The sequence below is a fragment of the Psychrobacter sp. UBA6766 genome, from assembly GCF_002453355.1.
In the GTDB taxonomy this organism is placed as follows: Bacteria; Pseudomonadota; Gammaproteobacteria; order Pseudomonadales; family Moraxellaceae; genus Psychrobacter.
Genome location: NZ_DKGQ01000014.1, coordinates 1 through 21,832, shown reverse-complemented (window position 1 = coordinate 21,832; position 21,832 = coordinate 1). Strand labels below are relative to the sequence as shown.

At 43.6% G+C, this 21,832-nt stretch carries 17 protein-coding genes; 3 read left to right on the top strand and 14 right to left on the bottom strand.

Annotated elements, in window-relative coordinates:
• Positions 1–14 precede the first annotated feature (14 nt).
• The 10 genes from B4K26_RS03580 to B4K26_RS03535 all read right to left on the bottom strand — a co-directional run bounded on the left by B4K26_RS03580 (position 15) and on the right by B4K26_RS03535 (position 10,403).
• Positions 15–1,331: a CynX/NimT family MFS transporter gene (locus B4K26_RS03580; protein WP_409521387.1), complete on the bottom strand. Its 1,317-nt coding sequence runs from the start codon at positions 1,329–1,331 to the stop codon at positions 15–17.
• A gap of 365 nt (positions 1,332–1,696) precedes the next feature.
• Positions 1,697–1,942 carry a (Na+)-NQR maturation NqrM gene (gene nqrM / locus B4K26_RS03575; RefSeq protein ID WP_296243584.1) on the bottom strand — a complete coding sequence of 82 codons (246 nt, stop codon included), beginning with the start codon at positions 1,940–1,942 and terminating at the stop codon, positions 1,697–1,699.
• 122 nt (positions 1,943–2,064) lie between these two features.
• A complete protein-coding gene (locus tag B4K26_RS03570) occupies positions 2,065–3,180 on the bottom strand; it encodes an FAD:protein FMN transferase (RefSeq protein ID WP_296243583.1) in 1,116 nt (371 codons plus the stop codon).
• A 150-nt stretch (positions 3,181–3,330) separates the two neighbouring features.
• Complete coding sequence (locus B4K26_RS03565) at positions 3,331–4,131, bottom strand: SDR family NAD(P)-dependent oxidoreductase (protein ID WP_296243581.1); 801 nt, start codon at positions 4,129–4,131, stop codon at positions 3,331–3,333.
• A 140-nt stretch (positions 4,132–4,271) separates the two neighbouring features.
• Positions 4,272–5,507 (bottom strand): NADH:ubiquinone reductase (Na(+)-transporting) subunit F, encoded by a 1,236-nt coding sequence (gene nqrF, locus B4K26_RS03560; protein ID WP_296243580.1) that lies wholly within the window; start codon positions 5,505–5,507, stop codon positions 4,272–4,274.
• 120 nt (positions 5,508–5,627) lie between these two features.
• The gene (nqrE, locus tag B4K26_RS03555; protein ID WP_068404382.1) at positions 5,628–6,236 is read right to left on the bottom strand and encodes an NADH:ubiquinone reductase (Na(+)-transporting) subunit E; all 609 of its coding nucleotides are present in this window, start codon (positions 6,234–6,236) and stop codon (positions 5,628–5,630) included.
• Positions 6,236–6,907, bottom strand: a complete 672-nt coding sequence (locus tag B4K26_RS03550) for an NADH:ubiquinone reductase (Na(+)-transporting) subunit D (RefSeq protein ID WP_068404384.1) — start codon at positions 6,905–6,907, stop codon at positions 6,236–6,238. Before B4K26_RS03550 ends, nqrE begins: the two co-directional genes overlap by 1 nt.
• A gap of 1 nt (position 6,908) precedes the next feature.
• Positions 6,909–7,829, bottom strand: coding sequence for a Na(+)-translocating NADH-quinone reductase subunit C (locus tag B4K26_RS03545; protein ID WP_296243579.1), 921 nt, complete (start codon positions 7,827–7,829; stop codon positions 6,909–6,911).
• Positions 7,810–9,045, bottom strand: coding sequence for an NADH:ubiquinone reductase (Na(+)-transporting) subunit B (locus B4K26_RS03540; protein WP_296243578.1), 1,236 nt, complete (start codon positions 9,043–9,045; stop codon positions 7,810–7,812). Before B4K26_RS03540 ends, B4K26_RS03545 begins: the two co-directional genes overlap by 20 nt.
• A 5-nt stretch (positions 9,046–9,050) precedes the next feature.
• The gene (locus B4K26_RS03535) at positions 9,051–10,403 is read right to left on the bottom strand and encodes a Na(+)-translocating NADH-quinone reductase subunit A (protein WP_296243577.1); all 1,353 of its coding nucleotides are present in this window, start codon (positions 10,401–10,403) and stop codon (positions 9,051–9,053) included.
• A gap of 1,098 nt (positions 10,404–11,501) precedes the next feature.
• On the opposite strand from B4K26_RS03535, the gene hisA reads away from it, so the two are divergent.
• From hisA to B4K26_RS03520, 3 genes are all read left to right on the top strand, one after another.
• Positions 11,502–12,242 (top strand): 1-(5-phosphoribosyl)-5-[(5-phosphoribosylamino)methylideneamino]imidazole-4-carboxamide isomerase, encoded by a 741-nt coding sequence (gene hisA, locus B4K26_RS03530; RefSeq protein ID WP_296243576.1) that lies wholly within the window; start codon positions 11,502–11,504, stop codon positions 12,240–12,242.
• 69 nt (positions 12,243–12,311) lie between these two features.
• Entirely contained in the window at positions 12,312–14,036 is a 1,725-nt protein-coding gene (locus B4K26_RS03525; protein WP_409521388.1) for a mechanosensitive ion channel domain-containing protein, read from the top strand.
• An 86-nt stretch (positions 14,037–14,122) separates the two neighbouring features.
• Positions 14,123–14,437, top strand: coding sequence for a hypothetical protein (locus B4K26_RS03520; RefSeq protein WP_296243574.1), 315 nt, complete (start codon positions 14,123–14,125; stop codon positions 14,435–14,437).
• A 119-nt stretch (positions 14,438–14,556) separates the two neighbouring features.
• On the opposite strand, the gene rnr is transcribed toward B4K26_RS03520, so the two are convergent.
• From rnr to thrS, 4 genes are all read right to left on the bottom strand, one after another.
• The gene (rnr, locus tag B4K26_RS03515) at positions 14,557–16,851 is read right to left on the bottom strand and encodes a ribonuclease R (RefSeq protein ID WP_296243573.1); all 2,295 of its coding nucleotides are present in this window, start codon (positions 16,849–16,851) and stop codon (positions 14,557–14,559) included.
• Positions 16,852–16,999: 148 nt separating this feature from the next.
• Positions 17,000–18,244 carry a toxic anion resistance protein gene (locus B4K26_RS03510; protein WP_296243571.1) on the bottom strand — a complete coding sequence of 415 codons (1,245 nt, stop codon included), beginning with the start codon at positions 18,242–18,244 and terminating at the stop codon, positions 17,000–17,002.
• A 445-nt stretch (positions 18,245–18,689) separates the two neighbouring features.
• The gene (infC, locus tag B4K26_RS03505; RefSeq protein ID WP_296243569.1) at positions 18,690–19,193 is read right to left on the bottom strand and encodes a translation initiation factor IF-3; all 504 of its coding nucleotides are present in this window, start codon (positions 19,191–19,193) and stop codon (positions 18,690–18,692) included.
• Between the two features lie 23 nt (positions 19,194–19,216).
• Entirely contained in the window at positions 19,217–21,151 is a 1,935-nt protein-coding gene (thrS, locus tag B4K26_RS03500) for a threonine--tRNA ligase (protein ID WP_296243567.1), read from the bottom strand.
• Positions 21,152–21,832 lie beyond the last annotated feature (681 nt).

The following is a 21,832-nucleotide window of genomic DNA, read 5'->3' as shown; positions in this document are numbered from 1 at the left end:
ATTGAAGATAAAAATTAAATCTTTTTACCATCAACCATCACAGGGCGGCTGACTATCCAAGCAAACCCTACATTGATAACCATCAATACCAGCATAATTAACAAGGGCAAATCCCAGCTGTTCGTCGCTTCATGCAACCAGCCCGTTCCCAAGGGACCAAAAAACGCAATCAGATAACCGACCGCTTGCGCCATACCTGACAGCTCACTTGATTGATCCGCGGTATAAGTGCGCATCGAAAATAGCATCATACTTAAAGTGAAAATTGCTGAGCAACCCATGCCCATTAGCGCCGACCATAACCACGCCAAATCAGGGCTTAGATAGCTGGCGCCTAAAACACCAATTACATTTAAGACGGACGCAATGACAGCCAACGATTGAATGGGTCGACCACGGTTTACTAGCCACGTCAAACTTAAAATCGATACAGGGGCCATGAACTGAAAGACAGATCCCATTTGACCAGAGCTCACCGCTGAGAGGCCTTTACTAAGCCAAATTGAGGGTAAAAAGCTGGCAACGGTATAAAAAAGCAGTGATTGTAGCCCCATAAAGATGGCGATTTGCCAAGCAAAAGGCGTGCGCCACATGGAAATTTTTGACGGCGGTTGTTCGCCTTTAGCAAGTGGTGCAATGGGTTGATGGTTTGATGAGCCTAAGCGTAGCCTTAATAGTACCCAAATAACGAAGGCAAATATTCCCAATACAGACCAGCCACCAAGTGCCCACTGCCAACCGACTTGTGCAGATAGTGGTAATACCACGCCTGCGACAATGCCTGCCGATACGGTCATGGTGAGACTAAACAAACCCGTAATCAAAGGAATATGACTGGGTGTTCGCTGCTTGATGACAGGAGCGGCAAGCGTGTTGGCAAAACCAATCGCCAATGTCAGCAGTAATGTACCAGTTAAAAAACCAATCCAAGTCGGAATAACGCTACGGATAATCATGCCTAACGTTAATAAGGCGATCATCGCAATCAGGGTATTTTCAAGGCCAAAACGCTTACCAATCGCGGGCGAAATAAAAGCCCCAAGCGCAAACGTCAGCATCGGCACCGCACCAAGCCAGCCTATTTGGGTTTCGGAGATATCGAGCGCCCCTTGCACTACTGGCGCAATAGAACCCAGCGCCACAATTGGCGATCGCATATTGGTCGCCAATAAAATCATGGCACACAGCACCAGCCAAAAGGTAAAGCGCGAGGAGGGCAGCTTTAGCTTTGATGAAGCATCCGACTGAGACTGGGACGGTAAATCAGTTTGCAAATCAGGAGAGGTAGACATAGCGGCACGACTATCAATATAAGAAAAAGGACACGTCATTAAAAAGCGCTGGCGCACCATCGCTTATAAAATAACACCAAAGCACGTCATCAAGACGGTGTTCGAGGCAATATAGTAGAGTTTAAAATAAAAAAACACTTGCAGAAAGCAAGTCATATGAACTTGCTACCCTATTTATCAGGGTAAACTTAGTATATGAATAGTGAGGCTTAGGTTTTGCTTATAGCAGGTCTATAATAAACAAATCTCTTACGATAAAAAGGCTTTTACACAAACCTTAATGGCTTAAGCAAAAATAGCGTCAGTCACTGTTAGATTGCAATGCCAGATTGCACAGGACTTAACGCTATTATAAGAACAGATATTGGGTAAATACTACCAGCGTATGGTAACAAATAGGACGTTTATACCGACTTGCCTAATTGAGCAGCTTTTAGGGCGTTTTCTTGTTGTTGATCGACCAATGAGTCACATTTATTGGGATCATTACCACAAAATGAGCAGTGCTCGTCGCCCATCAATTTTGCTACGCCGCCGCAAGAGCCTCTAAGCGGCTTTTTTTTGACCATATAGCCGATACCCATGAAGATAAAAAATAACATGAAGACGGCAAAGGTAACAGCAAGCATGGGAAGCAATTGGTTAAGCATGGAGATCACCTCTCGTTTTAAATATAAGACCGTCATCTAGGCGATGACACTCTTATAGTATAGCAAAAATTTGCCTTGTCCGTTTGTGCTTAGCAGGCGTATGAAAACCTAGACGTTTGATATTAAGACTTTTTATCCGCCCGTAAGCGTTCCATTGCCGGGGTTTGTATCACTTGCCAATCATCAGCACTGTCGGTGGCCGTGTCTGCGGCAATATCTTTAGCCAAAATGACAAACAAGGCAGCGATATCGTGTTGTTTAGCGGTAGCAAGTGCTTTTTCATAAGGCATCGCGGTCAATGCCGTCGCCCAAGCATCTGCCAGTGCCACGGTTTCTGCGGCGACCGTTACCGATGGCGCGCCGCCTACAATTGGCTCACCCGTTGTCGGGTCAATAGTATGGCTGTAATGTTTACCGTCGAAAACCACCGAGTTGCGATAGTTACCAGAAGTAGCAAGTGCCATGCTAGCGCCATTATTAACAGGCTGACGAATCACCGCTACGGTTTGGCGTTCGCTTACCGTACTGCCTTCGATAGGCGCATCAATAGCAATTTGCCAGGGTTGCTGCTGAGCGCTAACGCCAGAGGTCGCCACCTCACCGCCAATCTCAACCATATAATTATGAATTTGATAATTGTTTTTTAACACATCGGCGATGACATCGACGCCATAGCCTTTAGCGACTGCGGAAAAATCAAGTCCGACGCCGTCTTTGGTTTTATAAATACTTTGCTCTTTTTGTACCACGCTTTTAAAGTCAACCAAAGCTTTTGCTTGTGCAATCTCAAGCGCTGTCGGCGGACTTTGCAAACGCTCGACGGTCATGGTGCTGCCAAAACCCCAAGTTTCTATCAATGGCATCACCGTTGGATCAAATGCACCGCCCGATAGATCATAAACTTGCCTTGAGGCCTCTAGCACATGACTAAAATCGTCATCAATCGTGATAGGCGTGTCTTTTGCCAAGCGGTTGAATTTGGAGATGGTGGAGTCGCTTTGATAAGTCGACATACTGTCATTGATTTGCTGTAACCGCACATCGATAGCGGTTTTTATCGCGGCTTCATCAGCATCGTCTGGCAATTGATAGGTAATGTGATAGCTGGTGCCCATCGTTTCACCGATGAGATAGCTATAGTCTGGCTTTTGCTGACAGGCGCTAAGGCTCAAAATGCTGGCAAGACCAAGCGTTGATAGAGTAAGGGGAAGCGTTTTGTGAGAAGAGGAGAGCTGCATTAAATTTGCCATAGTTTTTTAAGGATAGTTTTCTAAGGATAAGTAGGGGTAATAGCGCTACATATTTTGTGTGGCTATTTTACACTCCTTATCCCCTATAAGGCCAATTCATCTCACCAAGTCATGCTTACGTCGCCTTACTCATCAGGGTTATTTTACTTGTGACTCACGAATAAGCTTATAAAGCCTGGGCGGTGATAAACGATTGACCTTTGTGGCGAGCTTTTCTTTACTACCAGCAACGATGATATATTCTTCGCCTTTAGAAAGTGCTTTGACGACCTGTTTGGCAAAGGCGGTCGCAGTAAGGCCTTTATTGGTTGCCTCATCCATCGTTCCTTGCGCGCTACCGTCTCCAGTTAAGGCATTAATAGAGATGTTGGTTTGAATAAATCCTGGGAATATCGTCGCAACTTCGATGCCATCGTCGTGCAACTCAGCACGCAGACTGTTTGCCCACATATGAATCGCCGCTTTAGCAGCACCGTAAGCGCCGCGATATTGCGTCCCGAGTAACCCTGCTACGCTCGATACCATGACGATTTTACCGCCGCCTTGAGCGATCATTTCTGGCAGTACCAAACGGGTAAGCCGCGTTTGGGCGAAGTAATCAATCTCCATGATTTGGCGCTCAACGTCTTCGGCCGTCTCCATAATAAGCGAGCGTTGACTAATTCCCGCATTGTTAATCAACCAATCAATTTTTCCAGCCTGAGTTTTAGCGGTATCATAGGCAGCTTTTGCTTGCTTGGCATCGGCAATATCGAAGGGAACGAGAATATGCTTTTTGCTGTTTTTGCAACGATTTTTGACGGTCTCTAATTTATCTTTATCACGACCGCTTAAGATAATTCTCGCACCGCGTTTGGCAAAAGCGATAGTTAATGCCTCACCGATACCACTAGAGGCACCAGTAATCCAAATGGTCAAATCCTTAACTTTGGTTTTCATAAGAATCCTTTCTGATTGAAGATGGTTTAGTTAGCCCATAAAAAAAGAGCCTCCATTGAGACTCTTAATTTATCATATATTATCAGCTTAATCGTGTTGGCTTAATAAATAGGCTTTACTAACCGATTTAAACAATGCGCCTAACCACCAAAGTCATCAAGCATAATGTTTTCGTCTTCTACGCCCAAGCTGTGAAGCATGTCGATTACCGCCGCGTTCATCATCGGTGGCCCACACATATAGTATTCACAGTCTTCTGGGTTTGGATGGTCTTTTAGATAGTTTTCGAGGAGCACATTATGAATAAAGCCGGTTGGACCTTCCCAGTTGTCTTCGGGTAAGGGGTCAGACAAGGCCACATGCCACTCAAAATTATCAAACTCTTCTTCTAGTTGATCATAATCTTCAACATAGAACATCTCACGAATCGAGCGCGCACCGTACCAAAAGCTAATCTTGCGATTACTATTTAGGCGTTTAAGCTGATCAAAAATGTGCGAGCGCATCGGCGCCATTCCTGCACCACCACCAACGAAGATCATTTCAGCTTCGGTGTCTTTGGCAAAGAATTCGCCATAAGGACCAGAAACGGTCACTTTATCCCCAGGAACTAAGCTAAATACCCAAGAGGACATCTTGCCCGGTGGAATACCGTCAGGACCGCGCGGCGGAGGACTGGCGATACGAATATTAAACTTGATAATGCCTTTTTCGTCTGGGTAGTTGGCCATTGAGTAAGCACGAATCACTGGCTCATCAACTTTCGACACATATTTGAAAATGTCGAACTTTTCCCAGTCTTCGCGGTATTCTTCGTCAATCACAAAGTCTTTATAGTGGACTTCATGCGGCGGCGCTTCCAACTGCACATAACCACCAGCACGGAAATTGACTTCCTCGCCTTCTGGAATTTTAAGCACCAACTCTTTAATAAAGGTAGCAACGTTATCATTCGAGACAACTTCACATTCCCATTTTTGAACATCAAAAAACTCAGGGTCAATCTCGATTTTCATGTCTTGCTTTACCGCAACCTGACAGGCAAGGCGCATGTGGTTACGGATTTCGCCTTGGGTAAAATACCCAGTTTCGGTGGGCAGAATAGAGCCGCCCCCTTCGATAACGCGGCAACGACACTGCGCACAGGTACCACCGCCACCACAGGCTGAAGATAAGAAAATACCTTCGCTTGCCAATGTTTGTAGCAGTTTTCCGCCCGCGGGTGTCACGACGTCATTATCGGGATTATCGTTGATATGGATAGTAACATCGCCTGAACTGACCAATCTTGAGCGCGCCGCCAAAATAATGGCAACGAGACCCATAATGATCACGGTAAACATAGCAACGCCACCAATCGCCGTAGCGTAATCCATGGTAGGTATCCTTAATCTATGGAGTAGGGGAGCGAAAAAACGTCTTTGCGTTTTTTGAACCCCTACCGAATAAATGAATTAAATAGGTCAAAGTGCTAAATAGGGTTTAAGCTTAGCGGTTTAAATTGACATACCGCCAAAAGACATAAAGCCAAGTGACATCAGACCAACCGTGATAAAGGTAATACCAAGACCACGTAGCGGCGCTGGAATGTCTGAGTATTTTAGCTTTTCACGGATACCCGCCAAGGCGGTAATCGCCAATGCCCAACCGAAGCCTGCGCCGACGCCATATACCATCGATTCGCCAAAGTTATAGTCACGCTCAACCATAAACAGAACGCCACCTAAGATGGCACAGTTGACGGTAATCAATGGCAGAAACACCCCTAGCGCGTTATACAGACTTGGGACGAACTTATCCAAGAACATCTCTAGAATCTGTACCACGGCGGCAATCAGACCGATATAACTGAGTAGACCTAAGAAGCTTAAGTCGATATCAGGGAAACCTGCCCATGCCAGCGCACCATTTTTTAAGATGAACTGAAACAAAAGGTTATTTAGCGGTACGGTAATCGCCATCACGACGACCACAGCGACTCCAAGACCAATCGCGGTGGAGACCTTTTTTGATACCGCCAAAAAGGTACACATGCCTAAGAAGTAGGCCAGCGCCATATTCTCGATAAAGACCGAGGTTATAAATAAACTGACATAGTGTCCCATTAGTGACCGCCTCCTTGTGCCATGCCTTTAGATTGCGGCTTCATTACAAATTCAGCTTCTTCGACCTGTTCAGGTTTCCAAGTACGGATAATCACAATGAACAGAGCGATAATAAAGAACGCTGACGGTGGCAATAGTAATAGACCATTTGGTACGTACCAACCACCATCGTTTGCAGTTTGCAAGATGGTAATACCGAACCAGCTGCCTGCGCCCAAAATCTCACGCACGCTCGCGACAAATAGCAGTACCGCCGAGTAACCAAGACCGTTACCAATACCGTCTAAAAAGCTTGGTACTGGCGGATTGCTCATGGCAAATGCTTCGGCACGGCCCATCACGATACAGTTGGTGATAATCAAACCAACGAATACCGACAAGCCTTTACTGACATCATAAGCGACCGCTTTTAAAATCTGGTCAACCACGATAACTAGTGACGCAATAATCGTCATCTGCACAATAATACGAATGCTTGATGGGATTTGCTTACGGATAATAGAGATAAAAAAGCTTGAGAATGCCGTGACCAAGGTCAACGCCACACTCATCACCAGCGCATTCGCCACACTGGTAGTAACCGCCAACGCCGAACAAATACCTAAGATTTGTAGTGCAATGGGGTTATTATCAAAAATAGGCGAGGTTAAAATCGTTTTTGTATCAGCCATGTTATGCCTCCTTGCCGTGTGCTGCTGGCACTACTGCGACCAGTTCGGTTGCGGGATGCGTCAGCTTTTGACCCAGTTTTTTATACGAGCTCTGACTGGCCTTTACTTCTGCATCAGCCAGTGTTTTGCCGTTTTGTTCACGCAGATGATCTAGATACGGCTTATAGCCTTGTTCACCCAACCAAAACTGAATCATGTTGCTGACACCGCGACTGGTCAAAGTAGCGCCACTGATACCGTCTACCCAGTTTTCTTTTGGATTACCGGCTTTGGTCACACCCGTTGCTACCGCGCCATTTTCATCATAAGAGTGAATACCGCTCCACATGGCGCGCCATTCTGGTTCTTCGATACGAGCGCCCAGACCTGGGGTTTCTTTATGCTCATAAAAGCTGATACCTTTGATGGTATTCATATCGCTTTCAAGTGTTAAGAAACCGTAAATCGTACCCCAAAGTCCATAACCTTGAATTGGTAAAACCACTATTTCAGGTTGGCCGGCGTCATCACTTTTGACATAGACTTTAGCGTATTTAGGCTTACGACCAATCCCCGCCGGATCATTACTCCCAAGGTCATCGCTTAGCGCTTGGTTTTTGGTTGCTTGACTGGCATCGTAAGCATTTCGGTCGGGAATACCAACGGCCTTTAGCGCGTCATCATCGAGGTAATTGCCTTTATTTAGGTCAATAATTTTAACCTCGAAGTCTTTAAAGCGCTCAGCCACATCTTCATTGGTATCAGACGCAGGATCAAACATTCCAGCTGCGACTAAGATGTTTTTGTTACGGTCTAAGCGCGCGTTCTCAACCTGAGCTGGTTTTAAACCAACAGCGGCGGCTGAGACCAATACAGAACACACCAAGCACAGCGTCAACGCCACGCTGATGGTTTTTGCATTATTACTTTTGGGCTTGGACATAGCGAACCCTCCGTGCTGTTTGGCGCTTGATATTTGCTTGCGTCACAAAGTAGTCAAATAATGGCGCAAATAAGTTAGCGAATAAAATGGCAAGCATGATGCCTTCTGGGAAGGCTGGGTTGACGACGCGAATCAATACGGTCATAAAACCAATCAAAATACCATAAGCCCAACGACCTTTATTGGTGTGCGCTGCAGAAACTGGATCGGTTGCCATAAACACTGCACCAAAGGCAAAACCGCCAATCACTAAGTGCCAATAAAATGGTAGCTTCATCATCATGTTGTCTTCAGAGCCGAAGGCATTAAAGGCCAGCGAAGTGGCTATCAAGCCGACCACACAACCTGCCATGATGCGCCATGAGGCAATTCGCGTCCATAGTAAAACCACTGCACCCAATAAGATAGCAAGCGTTGATACTTCACCAATACTGCCTTGCATGTTGCCTAAGAATGCATCACTCCAAGTAATGGCATTGCCATAGACATCGACAAAGTCTTGGGGAACAACGCCAAGCGCAGCAAGGCCTAGCGGCGTTGCTCCTGAGAAACCATCAACTGCGGTCCAAACTGAGTCGCCTGACATATAAGCAGGGTAAGCAAAGTATAAGAACGCGCGACCCGATAGGGCAGGGTTAAGGAAGTTTTTACCAGTTCCGCCAAAGACTTCTTTTGCCACGACCACACCAAAGATGATGCCTAGGGCAACTTGCCATAGTGGAATATCTGGTGGTAGACATAGCGCAAACAGTACCGAGGTCACAAAGAAACCTTCGTTAACTTCATGGCCGCGCACGACGGCAAAGATAATCTCACAGAGAATACCAACCATAAAGGTCACCGCATAAATCGGTAAAAACTGCATGGCACCGTAAACAAAACTTGCCCAGATACTGTCAGGATTATAGCCCGCCATACTGGTGATAACGGTACGCCAGCCTTCAGGCTGCAATCCAAGTTGTGCAATGGCCGTTAATGCTTGATGACCGATATTGTACATACCCCAAAACATTGCTGGGAAGGTACATAGCCAAACGGTAATCATAATACGCTTGAGGTCAATACCGTCGCGAACGTGTGAGGATGCAAATGTCGTTGAGCTTGGTTGACGTAAAAACGTATCAAACATCTCAAAGATGGCATAATATTTTTCGTGTTTGCCACCCTTGGTAAAAGACGGCTCCATACGATCGAACATATTGTGTAAAAATTTCATCGTGGTTAGCCCTCCAGCTCAATGCGCGTTAAGTTGTCACGCAAAATATCGCCGAATTCATATTTGCCAGGAGAGACGAAGGTGCATAACGCCAAATCTTCTTCGTCCAGTTCAAGTGCGCCCAAATCTACAGCGCTAACGATGTCTTCGACAATCAAGGCGCGCAGTAGCTGCGTTGGCAGATAATCCTGTGGCATGACCTCTTCGTAGACCCCAATCGGCACCATCGCACGCGGTGAGCCATTACTCGTGGTTGTAAAGTTGTATTTTTTACTACCAAAAAACTGCGAAATATAAATGGGCAATTTAGAGAAGCGGTTTGCACCAACACTCAGGAAGTGAAACGCTGGGCGCTCACGACCTTCAGATAGCACACTGACTTGATTATGGAAGCGACCAAGATAATTGGTATTGCCAAATACTTTACGACCCGATAGCACAGAACCTGAGATGATACGATTCTCGCCAGCTTCAAGCTCACCTTTGGTCAATGCCGTGATATCTGCACCGCGCTCAGTGACGACTAAGTGAGGATTTTTTACCGCAGGGCCAGCAAGGCTAAGCATACGGCGCGTATATAAACGTCCCGTGGTAAATAGCTTACCAATCGAAATCACGTCTTGATAACCAATCGTCCACACGGTCACACCGCGCATGATAGGATGCAAAAAGTGAATGTGCGTCCCAGCCAGACCAGCTGGATGTTTACCTGCAAAGCTGTGATACTCAGTGACATTATTAGCTGCCGTTTTAGCAACTGGCGTCAGCTGAGCATCGCCGTGATGGCAGACAAAGGTTTTTGGGCTGAGTGTTGATAATACGGCAAGTCCATCATTAAATGCTTGAAGTTGCTCATTAATCAGCAACATCGGATCAAACGCTAATGGATTGGTATCCATGGCGTTGACAAAGATAGCATGCGGACGGGCACCGATATCAGGAGAGCGGCTATAAGGGCGCGTACGAAATGCGGTCCATTCACCAGAGGCAAGCAGTTGGGTTTCAACGACTTCAGAATCTAGGTCAGCGAGTTGCTGGGAGTCGTAGCGCTGAAATTCTACTTCTTCACCGTTTGGGTCGACCGCAATCACAAGACTTTCAAACACACGACGCTCACCACGTTTAATGGCGATGACCTTTCCAGCAGCAGGGGCAGTATAGATAACGCCGACCCGTTTTTTATCTTCAAAAACGGGCTGACCTTTTGCTACGATGTCACCTTCTTTGACATTCATCGTAGGCTTCATTCCTACGTAATCATAGCCAATAAGTGCCACATGGGCGGGTCTGTGCTCAGATATCTCGCGGGAGGGTTCACCAGTGATAGGTAAATCCAAACCTTTTTTGATGGTAATCATAAGCGAAAACTTAGTCCATAGTCTAAAACGATACCAGACGTCCTGTTTGGTATATCGGCAGCATGATTAACGGCGTCATCAATAAAGTCCTTCATCAATTCCCCAAAAGGGAGTGAAAAAGTGCTTTAGACATAACACATCATAACTACAAGTAAGAGTATTAACGCTGACCTTAGACTCCTTAACAACACGTTAATGTCTTATTCGAATGACCAAAGTGACGACTGGCTACCAAGGTGTATCGTAAAACCTTCAAATCTAACAACATCCTCAACGAGGAAAGCGTCAAATAAAAGACGGTTTTACCATACGATTTATTAAAATCTTAAAATTTGTTGCCTTAAAAATCCTAGTTTCTGTAAATTCAGTAACTGTGGATCATAGAATCTGTGTGATTTAAACAGCGCAATTCATTCGGGTGAATATAAATGAGGAATCAGTGACTTGTTCATACTTTGAGAGAGCTGACTTTGTGAAAGCTATCTAAGCGCTGGTTAATGACCTATGATTACAAGATAAATTCTATTGCCAATAAGCGCAATATATTAGCATAAGCGTTCAACTGGTTATTCATGCTAAGCTTACATTCACCGTGAACTGATTGAAATCATCCATAGATAGCAGACGATCAGGTTTTATCGCACAAATACAAATTTACCTAGGATTATACGCTAAACTGACCTAAAATTGCCAATTGGTAATTGAATTTACCCAATGTTTAGATTAATCCCTCTTTTTAAAACTTATGGTTATGCTTTTTTATTCTTATCATTGCTTAGCCAGATTCTACGTTAACTTTTGTTTGACAGGTTGATTGTATTTCAATTGATGTGCAATAAAGGCAATCTATTTATCCCAACCCGACCGCCCTATTTTAAAGCGGATAGAATATATTTTTAAGGCAGATAGATTATGCTTTTAAAGCGCATAAACCATATCTGACAAATTTGGCTTAACAACCTCTTTGAATTTGTTATGCTAAATAACTTTTAATGAATCACTTATTATGTCTCCTTTTTGAGTATTGTTTCACTTTTGAGTGTGTTTTTACTCTTTATTTCTTTTTGCCCGTTCATATCTTTTTTATAAGGAATGCTTATGTGTGCTGTCCCTGTCATTATCCCTGCTATTGATTTAAAAGATGGTAAATGTGTGCGCTTAAAACAAGGTCGTATGGAAGACGATACTGTATTTTCTGATGATCCAGTCGCAATGGCAGCGCGTTGGGTCAATGAGGGCGCGCGCCGCTTACATCTGGTCGACTTAAATGGCGCCTTTGACGGTATTCCAGTTCATAAGCAAGTGGTCAACGATATTGCCAAAGCGTTCCCTAAACTGCCGATTCAATTGGGCGGCGGTGTTCGTAATATGAAAACCATCGAGCAGTATATTAGCGCTGGTTTGACTTATATCATCATTGGTACCAAAGCCGTTGAGGAACCTGGTTTTGTGACCGAGGCTTGCCGCGAATTTGCTGGACATATTATCGTAGGAATCGATGCCAAAGACGGTATGGTTGCAACCCATGGCTGGGCAAACGTGACCGATACCAAAGCCACTGAGCTTGCCAAGCGTTTTGCTGATGTCGGCGTATCTTCCATCGTTTATACCGATATTGCTCGTGATGGTATGATGCAAGGCGTCAACGTCGAGCAAACGGTAAACTTAGCGCGTGAAGGTGGTCTGCCTGTGATTGCCTCAGGCGGCGTCACCGATATGAAAGATATCGAGCTACTAAAACCTTATGGTGATTGTCTTGAAGGTATTATCACTGGTCGTGCGATTTATGAAGGTACTTTAGACTTAGGTGAAGCGCAGCTTTATCTAGACGGTAAATAGTATTTAAAGATGACTATTTCAACAACCTCATCAGGAATGAGTATGAATCTAGAATAAAAAAGGATGCTTATGGCAGTGTATTTTGACCAGTTCGAGCTATGTAAGTTACGCATAATGACAAAAGCGTGCGGTCGACTGCTGCTATTAAGCATGGTTTTGAGTGTAGCCACTTATGCGGCTGGAAAAAATAGCCTAGAGGATTCTACCGTCGTAGTCGCTAATGGAATGGAAGGGGCTAAGAGCACTGGGGTTGCTGATAGCAGTGCAACTATTAACGTCCCAACTGCTGAAGCAACAAGTGAGCTAACTGTTAATGAACCGAATGTAGGAATAGACAGTAACAGCTCTAACACGGCGCCGATGCCAGTTGAAAAACCACCTGTTATCAGCGGCGAAAGCACCAATAACGCTCAAATCGAAACCACGCCAACCCCATTAAAAGACAATGATATCCAGCAACGCATCAGTGGAATTTTTTCAGAAATTGACGGCTTGCAAGCGGTTAATGTTAGCGTCAACCAAGGCGTTGTCACCTTAACGGGTGAAACGCCCAATGAAAAAAAAGCCCAGCAAGCCATTAATTTGACCAATCGTTTAACCGACGTGGTCACTGTCGAAGATAGAATCAATCGAACCCTAGATGTGCAAGATAATGTCTCGACTGTTTATCAAAGTCTTAAGGCGCAAACCAAAAACTTAGTCAAAGCTTTGCCACTATTGCTGGTGGGGATTGTGTTATTTGCATTAGTGACTTGGTTTGGCAGTTGGTTATCCAATCGGCAAAAGATGTGGCAACGTCTTACGCCCAATCCATTTGTCGCAGAGTTGCTTGCACAGACTGTGAAAGTCATCTTTATTGTCTTTGGGCTTATTTTAGCGTTAAGTTTGATTGGTGCCGAGACTATCTTAGGTACGCTACTTGGTGGCGCAGGGGTCATTGGTATTGCGGTTGGCTTTGCGGTTAAAGATACCATTGAAAATTATATCGCCTCGCTCATGCTTAGTATCCGCCAGCCATTTCGTGCCCGTGATCATATTTTAATTAATAATCAAGAAGGCATTGTGGTACGCCTAACGTCACGAGCGACTATTTTAATGACCTTGGATGGTAACCAATTACGTATCCCCAATGCCGAAGTGTTTAAAGCGACCATTTTAAATTACACCAAAAATCCTGAGCGCCGTTTTACCTTTGAATTAGGCGTTGATGCTAATGACGATCCACTTGCTGCCATGAAAGTAGGTATCGATGCGATAGGTCAGTTAGGGTTTGCCCTTGATAAGCCAAAAGTCACAGCAGTTATCAAAGAAGTCGGCGAATCAAATATCGTTTTGCAGTTTCAAGTGTGGGTTAATCAGCTGGAAGCAGATTTTTCTAAAGCCCGTAGTATTGCTATTCGCGAAACCAAACACGCCTTAGAAGATGAAGGCTTTAGTTTACCCGAGCCTATTTATCAGCTGCGTTTTAACCATAAACTAGAAAAAGCCTTTGAGCGATTCCAAAGCAGTCAAACGAGCGCTAAAGCACAATCAGAAACGATTGTAACACCTCCTGTTTCTGCAGCTGATAAAATAACCAAAACGTTGAGTGAAGCTCAAGATACTGAGACGATGCTTGAAACTAAAGATAAAAAACAAGCAAAAGCACGAGCAAAGCATATCTTGCAAGGTCGTACTGCCGATGAGGTACTTGATGCTCGGCCTAATGAAAACCTAATGAAGAAGGTCGAGCAAGAAATTGCTGAAAATTCAGATGAAACGGATTTGTTGAGTAATAATAGCCCGCAAGAATGAGGTTAAAAGATAAATGTAAAGAGTGGGCATAAAAAATGCAGTAAAACGTCTATATGATTTTTATCTAAATAGACGAGACATTTTTTATGCACATCAAACATCTGATTATTTTCGCAATAGCAGGCATCGTTATTTTATTAGGTTTTAACATGATTAATGGTAGCCAACATGCGAAAAATAGAGAAGCGTTAGTTGCTGGTAGCCAAGTGGAACAAGCCAACACTGAAGCAGTCGTAACTGAAAACAACAATACCAATAATGTTGATAGCAATACAGCAGATATCGCAAGCCAACCATTAGGTCAACAGCCAAAAGCTATTATCGATAAAGCGACGACTAAGATAGAGCAAGCTGAGCAGGTTAGTCAACAACGCACCGAGCAAATTAGCGATACGCAATAGTTTTTTGAGTTTACATTTTTTAGCACTTAAAGCAACTGAGTGACCACCGCCTAATTTATACTTATAAAAAAAGACTAACATTATCGTTAGTCTTTTTTCTTTTTAGAAATTAGTGAGCCTTAGCTTTTCCTGCTAGCACCTTTACCACGACTGCCACTCTTTTTAGCAGACGTTTTGTTGGCAGAGGTTTTATTAGCAGGGGCTTTTCTAGACTTATCTTTCTTCGTTTGATTCATTTGGCTCGACTGAAGTTTTGCTTGCAAGTCAAAGTCGATTTGTAATAGGTCCATATTGACACCCGCTACTTTTACCTTAACCAAATCACCCAGTCCGAATACAGTGCCTCTATCTTTACCGATCAGCTGTTGCTGCTGCTCATCATAGACGAAGAAGTCGTCACCAACATTTGAGATATGTACCAAACCATCGATATATAGGTCCGTCAGCGTAATAAAGAGTCCGAAGCTTGTCACGGTTGTCACGACGCCATTGAACTCTTCGCCGACATGATCTTTCATATAATGACATTTGAGCCAAGATTCTACATAACGCGACGCCTTTTCAGCGCGGCGTTCTGTGTCAGAGGTTTGCGTGCCAGCCTCTTCAAGAGAGAAGTCCATCACCGGCTGCTTGCTATTGGTCACTTTTGCTTTAATCGCTCGATGTAGCATTAAGTCAGGATAACGGCGAATCGGCGAGGTAAAGTGGCTATACTCGTCATAAGCCAAACCAAAGTGACCGATATTGTCAGGCGCATAGTTCGCTTGCATCATCGAGCGCAGCAGCATGCTGTGGATACTAATGGCGTCAGGACGGTCTTTAGTCGCTTCGATGATACGTTGATAATCGGCTTGGGTTGGGCTCTCTTCTGGGAAGCTCAAACCAAAGTTTTTTGCATATTCATGGATACGCATCGACTTTTCGCTATCAGGCTTATCATGGTTACGATATAAAACAGGCAACTCATGTTTTAGCGCAAAGTTTGCCGCACAGGTATTGGCAAGCAGCATGCACTCTTCGATAAGCTTTTGCGCATCGCCGCGCGTCCGCGGTAAAATCGCTTCGATACCACCTTTTTCATTAAACTTAATATAAGTCTCAACCGTTTCAAACTCCATCGCATGGCGTTCTTCACGTTTTTTCAGCAGCAGCTCATACAATTGGTGTAAGGTATCGACCGATTTTTTGACGTCTTTATTACCCGTTAATGACTCAGGAACGCTCTTATCTTTTGGATTAGCAAGATAAGCGTTGACTTGATTGTAAGTCAGACGCGCTTGTGAATGCATAACACCTGGATAGAACTCGTAGCCCGTAATCTTACCTGCGCGAGATATCTTGATATCGGCAACCATACAGAGACGATCAAGGTTAGGATTTAGTGAGCACAGACCATTTGATAACACCTCAGGCAGCATCGGAATCACGCGATGCGGGAAGTAGACCGACGTACCGCGCTCATAGGCATCTTTATCGAGTGGCGAGTTTGGCGTGACGTAATAACTCACATCCGCAATCGCAACTAAAACACGATAATTACCCCCCGAACGTTTTTCGGCAAACACCGCATCATCAAAATCTCGAGCGTCTTCACCGTCAATGGTAATCAGAGGCAAATCACGCAGATCAGTTCGACCTTTCAAGTCTTTTTCGGTTGGTTCTTCATAACTGTTGGCTTGTTCTAGCGCCGCTTCATTAAATTCTGACGGAATGTCATAGTTGAGCAGGGTGGTCTCAATAATGAGTTCACGATCGTTGTCATCGGATAGGACATCAGTAATTTTGCCTGTAGCAAATTCATGCTGGTTTGGCCAATCGATAATATCAACTTTAACTGGCGCGCCTTGTTTTATGTTTAGCGCTTCTACGTTTTCATCGGTGACAGTAATTGGCTGATGATTGTTTGGACTTCCAAGCTCAACACAATAGCCGTCTTCGTCACGCGCTAAGGTGCCGATAAAATTGTTTTGACGACGTTCAACAACATCGACAATACGGCCTTCGGTACGACCACGATTATCGGTTGACGTGCCAACGGCTTCTACCGTATCGCCATTAAAAACCCAGCGCATTTGCTTCTCATGCAAGAATAGATCAGGCATGTCATTTAACAACACAAAACCAAAACCTTTAGGGTGAGCCGATACTGTTCCAGTGACGATATCGTGCTGGGTCACTGGACGATAGCGATAAGGTCGACCTTCGCGGTTCACTTGGCCATCGCGCGCCATCGCTTTTAGGCGATTGCCCAAAGCGTCAAATTGGTCAGGGTCATCAATATTGAAGGCTTTTGCCAGTTGTTGATGCGTGACTTCGCTATGTTCGCTAATCGTGCTGAGAATCAGCTCGCGACTAGGAATAGGGTTGTCATATTTTTGTGCCTCACTTGAGGCGTTTGGATCATTCCAACTCATAAATTACCGTATCTGTTTTTAAAATTATTAATAAGCGCTATCTTAACACGAACAACGCCGCAATATCTTCGGTCAATTGTCTTATATGCATCTGATAGCAAGTAGCTGTTCGCTTTGCCACCTATCAGCCATCGCTATGCAAGGTAAATCAAATATCTATATCTGTTGAATTTGATTGATTGGTTATCTTTTTACTGTCTAATTCTTTGGATACTTCAAGCACCGTCGTTTGATTCGATTTATCAAGATATTTCTGCGCTTTATCAACCTCAGATGTTAAAGTATTGACCGTTTGCTTCATATTTTCTAACGCTTCAATTTTATAATTGCTAATCATATCCATCGTCTCATAGACGTTATTGAAGGCGTTTTGCAGTTTATCAAGCTCAATTGTGCTGCTGGTTGCTTGTTCATGAATCTCAAGCGATTGGCGTTTTAGCATCGCAGAAGTGGATTCAATCAAGCTACTGGTGGTTTTATTCAACGCTGTGATTTGGTCGAGCACCAGTTTTTGATTGGTCATTGCTTGAGCAACGACAACCGCTGTACGAAGCGCAGAGATAGTCGTTGTGGTGGCGCGATCCACCCCTTTAATCAGCTCTAAGTTATTTTTGCGAATGGTATCAAGCGCCAGATAACCTTGAACGTTTACCGCTAGTTGGGTTAAAAAATCGGTATTCTTTTGACGCACATAAAACAGCATCTCTTCTTTAATAATTCGCGCTTTTTCAGGGTCAGTGGCTTCAACCGCATAAACCTTTTGTTCAAGCTGCTCATCAATCTTTTTACCAACATAAATGTATTGGCGAATCGATTGCATCAATTCCCACATATTGACTTTTTCTTGCTCAATCATGGCATTGTCTTTGAGCAGCTCATCTTTACCATTATAAAGGCTGGTCACCACAGCATTAATATGTGATTGCGCCGATTCATACTGGCGGAAATAATCTTGGACTTTATTACCAAATGGGATAAGACCAAATAGCTTTCGTGAGCTGGTCAGCTCTTTTTTACTAGGATCTAAATCTTCGACAATTCCGCGCAGCTCGGTCAATGATTTGGCAATAGGGGAGCTGTCAAACAAACTGTCATTGAGACTTTTGGCTGGTAAGTCGAGCATTCGGTTAGATACTTGCGCCGACTCACGAATTTCTTTATTGCCCAAATTATGGATAGATTGCACATTTTGCTGAAAATCAGCGCTATGAACTGAGTTATTAATCACATGATCGACAAAAGCGTCGACTTTAGCGTCAAGCTCAGGAATCTGACTTTCATCCAGTTTGACCATTTGATCCGCTTCGCTTTTTTGAATTTCTTTTACTGGTTCAGGAGCGGTCAAAGTGATACTTGGCGTCGAGGTATTTTCAGGTGGGGTTAATTCTTGCATGAAGTTTCCTATAATAACTAAAAAGGGGTTTTTGACCGACGACGTCATTTGTTAATGACACTGATAGCCGTGGTTTCAATTATTATTATGCCCTAATGATTTTTATTTGAATGATATGTAAGACCAAATTATATACAAGATTGATCAGATGACCTTTAGGTTAACTGGTAATCAAAAGGTTGAGAAGATGGGTTTTGTAAACTACGGTTTATAAAGGGTTTATGAACAAGCTCGGTTGATTATAGTCAACTTATTATATATAAACTATATGCAAAAATATGTATTTAACGATTAAATATGAAAAAACCATCAATATCCCGTAGTATATTGATGGTTAGAATTATAACTATCTATATCAACGAACTGTCTGTATTAGTTAACCATTTATATTAACTAACAATCACATCGATTTTCAGCCACCACTAGCAGTAATCCGGCAAACAAGTTACTTTTTCTTAGTAGGCCCAAGCAGCATTCCCATTTGACGGCCTTCCATCTTAGGATACTGTTCGACGTTTGAGATATCAGCGGTATCTTCAATGATACGATCAAGTTGTTTGCGACCAATCTCTTGATGCGCCATTTCGCGACCACGGAAGCGGATACTGATTTTAACTTTATCCTGATCTTCCAGGAAGCTGATGATTTTTCTTAGTTTGACCTGATAATCGGCTTCTTCGGTGCTAGGACGTAGCTTCATCTCTTTAAGCTGGGTCTGTTTTTGGTTTTTCTTTGCTTCTTTCGCTTTCTGCTTTTGATCATAGAGGAAATGCTTATAATCCATGATTTTGCATACTGGCGGCTTGGCTTCAGGAACCAATTCGACCAAATCTAGATTTTCATCACGCGCCGCTTTCATCGCGGTTTCGATATCGACCACGCCCATCTGCTCGCCGTCTTCTTTAACGAGACGGACTTCTTTGACATTGATATCTTCGTTGATGTTCAAACGGTTTGACTGTTTAATAGGTATTACTCCTCATCTGTTTTTGGGGTCTGTCGGCCTTTTTTAGCGACAGCGGTCTGTACTAAGGTAATAAATTCTGCAACACTCATAACGCCGAGGTTTTCGCCTTCGCGAGTTCGGACATTAACATTGCCCGATTCGACCTCTTTATCCCCTAATACTAGCATATAGGGAACACGTTCTAATGTTTTCTCTCGTATCTTAAATCCAATCTTTTCGTTACGCAAGTCGCTAGCCGCTCGCAAACCTGCATTTTTAAGCTCACGAACTACACTTTCACAGGCATCCGCTTGTTTATCAGTGATATTCATCACCGCTACTTGTTGCGGGGCCAGCCATACTGGCATCCAACCTGCGTAGTTTTCAATCAAAATACCGATAAAACGCTCAAACGAACCTAGAATGGCACGGTGCAGCATAATCGGAGTTTCGCGCTCGTTTTGCTCATTGACAAATTCAGCATCCAAACGTTCAGGCATATTTGGATCAACCTGAATCGTACCGCATTGCCAGACGCGTCCCAGCGAATCCTTCAGACTAAATTCAATCTTCGGACCGTAGAATGCGCCTTCACCCGGTAGGTATTCCCAATCAAGACCTGAACTATCGAGCGCATCTGCTAAGGCTTTTTCAGCAAAATCCCATGACTCATCACTACCAACGCGTTTCTCAGGACGGGTGGAGAGCTTCATAATGATATTATCAAAACCAAAGTCTTTATAAACAGCAAGGGTTAGCTGAATAAAGTCAGCGACTTCCTGCTGGATTTGTGCTTGGGTACAGAAAATATGCGCATCATCTTGAGTAAAACCACGAACGCGCATCAAACCATGCAATGAGCCTGACGGTTCGTTGCGATGACATGAGCCAAACTCCGCCATACGAAGTGGCAATTCACGGTAAGACTTTAAACCTTGGTTAAAGACTTGCACGTGACACGGGCAGTTCATCGGTTTTACGGCATAATCGCGATTTTCACTCGAGGTGGTGAACATATTGGTGGCATAATTGCCCCAGTGTCCTGAGCGCTCCCACAAACTACGATCGACGATTTGCGGCGTTTTAATTTCTTCATAGCCATTATCATGCTGAACTTTGCGCATATATTGCTCAAGTACCTGATAAATGGTCCAACCATTGGCATGCCAAAACACCATTCCAGGCGCTTGCTCTTGCATATGGAACAAATTAAGCGCTTTACCAATTTTACGGTGATCGCGCTTTTCGGCTTCTTCAATACGCTGGATGTAAGCTTTTAAATCTTTTTTATCTGCCCATGCGGTACCATAGATACGTTGCAGCTGTTCATTTTTGGCATCGCCGCGCCAATAAGCGCCTGACATTTTGGTCAGTTTAAATACTTTTAAGAATCGCGTGTTTGGTACGTGCGGGCCACGGCACATATCAACATATTCTTGATGATGGTATAAGCCAAAGGCTTCTTCGCCTGGCATATCGTTAATCAGCTTAAGCTTATAGTCTTCGCCGCGCTCTTCAAATATCTTAATCACTTCGTCACGTGGCGTCATTTTTTTGATGACGTCATAATCTTGCTTAATCAGCTCCATCATGCGTTTTTCAATTTTTTCCATGTGCTCAGGCGTGAACGGTGTTTCACTATAGATGTCATAATAAAAGCCATCTTCAATAACAGGCCCGATGACCATTTTTACATCAGGATATAACTGTTTAACCGCATGACCTAATAGGTGAGCACAAGAATGGCGAATAATATCGACACCATCGGCATCTTTTGGCGTCACGATCTCGACTTTAGCGTCGGCAACAATAGGATCGTGAGCGTCTACCAAATGACCGTCTACACGTCCAGCGACCGTCGCTTTCGCCAATCCTGCCCCAATACTTTGTGCCACTTCCATGACGGTGGTATTGCCTTCGAAGTTTTTTACGCTACCATCGGGTAAAGTAATCGCTACCATAAACTATTCACCTTTTTGGGTCCGTTGGCAGTGATGATTGCAACCATCAATCATATAACCGTAAGACCACGTCAATTATATCTAACCGCTGCGATATGTTATAAGAAGAAATAGACATTACCTAAAAGTACGGTGCTTAAGCTTATATAGTAAGTATGCTAATTGACAAGCCATCTAATGACTGATAATTAAATCGCCATAAGAGCAGATAAGCTACTTATTAACAAAGATAAACAAGAGCACGGTAAAGTAATGTCATAAAAGCCACTATTATAGCAAAAACTGTCTATTAACACTAGACAGCAAGGCCTACGCCAACTTGTATATAAGTGCGCTTCATATGAATATCAATAGCAACAAATATAGCCATGATTAATCGCTGCAATTAAAAGCTATTTTTTAATAGTAATAAAAAATGGATGATTTATAAATAGCAAACTTAGTTAATTCATGATTCACTAATTCATGATCAAATAGGAATTAAATGATACTTAAGTTAGAATTAGTCAGCAAGAATCAGACGCTAAAGGTTGTTTTTATAATATACAGCCGATATTTTGACGAATAGTTTTTATCTAAGTTATTGAAAAGTAAAGGGTGTTATTTATTCTCTAAAATTAATTAAATAATATCTCCAAAAGCAGTTGACACTCAGCTAGAAGCGTCTATAATACGCACCTC

Excerpts from the sequence above, each read along its gene's own strand:
- B4K26_RS03580 (WP_409521387.1), bottom strand. The coding sequence starts at position 1,331 with ATGACGTGTCCTTTTTCTTATATTGATAGTCGTGCCGCTATGTCTACC.
- nqrM (WP_296243584.1), bottom strand. The coding sequence starts at position 1,942 with ATGCTTAACCAATTGCTTCCCATGCTTGCTGTTACCTTTGCCGTCTTC.
- B4K26_RS03570 (WP_296243583.1), bottom strand. The coding sequence starts at position 3,180 with ATGCAGCTCTCCTCTTCTCACAAAACGCTTCCCCTTACTCTATCAACG.
- B4K26_RS03565 (WP_296243581.1), bottom strand. The coding sequence starts at position 4,131 with ATGAAAACCAAAGTTAAGGATTTGACCATTTGGATTACTGGTGCCTCT.
- nqrF (WP_296243580.1), bottom strand. The coding sequence starts at position 5,507 with ATGGATTACGCTACGGCGATTGGTGGCGTTGCTATGTTTACCGTGATC.
- nqrE (WP_068404382.1), bottom strand. The coding sequence starts at position 6,236 with ATGGGACACTATGTCAGTTTATTTATAACCTCGGTCTTTATCGAGAAT.
- B4K26_RS03550 (WP_068404384.1), bottom strand. The coding sequence starts at position 6,907 with ATGGCTGATACAAAAACGATTTTAACCTCGCCTATTTTTGATAATAAC.
- B4K26_RS03545 (WP_296243579.1), bottom strand. The coding sequence starts at position 7,829 with ATGTCCAAGCCCAAAAGTAATAATGCAAAAACCATCAGCGTGGCGTTG.
- B4K26_RS03540 (WP_296243578.1), bottom strand. The coding sequence starts at position 9,045 with ATGAAATTTTTACACAATATGTTCGATCGTATGGAGCCGTCTTTTACC.
- B4K26_RS03535 (WP_296243577.1), bottom strand. The coding sequence starts at position 10,403 with ATGATTACCATCAAAAAAGGTTTGGATTTACCTATCACTGGTGAACCC.
- hisA (WP_296243576.1), top strand. The coding sequence starts at position 11,502 with ATGTGTGCTGTCCCTGTCATTATCCCTGCTATTGATTTAAAAGATGGT.
- B4K26_RS03525 (WP_409521388.1), top strand. The coding sequence starts at position 12,312 with ATGGCAGTGTATTTTGACCAGTTCGAGCTATGTAAGTTACGCATAATG.
- B4K26_RS03520 (WP_296243574.1), top strand. The coding sequence starts at position 14,123 with ATGCACATCAAACATCTGATTATTTTCGCAATAGCAGGCATCGTTATT.
- rnr (WP_296243573.1), bottom strand. The coding sequence starts at position 16,851 with ATGAGTTGGAATGATCCAAACGCCTCAAGTGAGGCACAAAAATATGAC.
- B4K26_RS03510 (WP_296243571.1), bottom strand. The coding sequence starts at position 18,244 with ATGCAAGAATTAACCCCACCTGAAAATACCTCGACGCCAAGTATCACT.
- thrS (WP_296243567.1), bottom strand. The coding sequence starts at position 21,151 with ATGGTAGCGATTACTTTACCCGATGGTAGCGTAAAAAACTTCGAAGGC.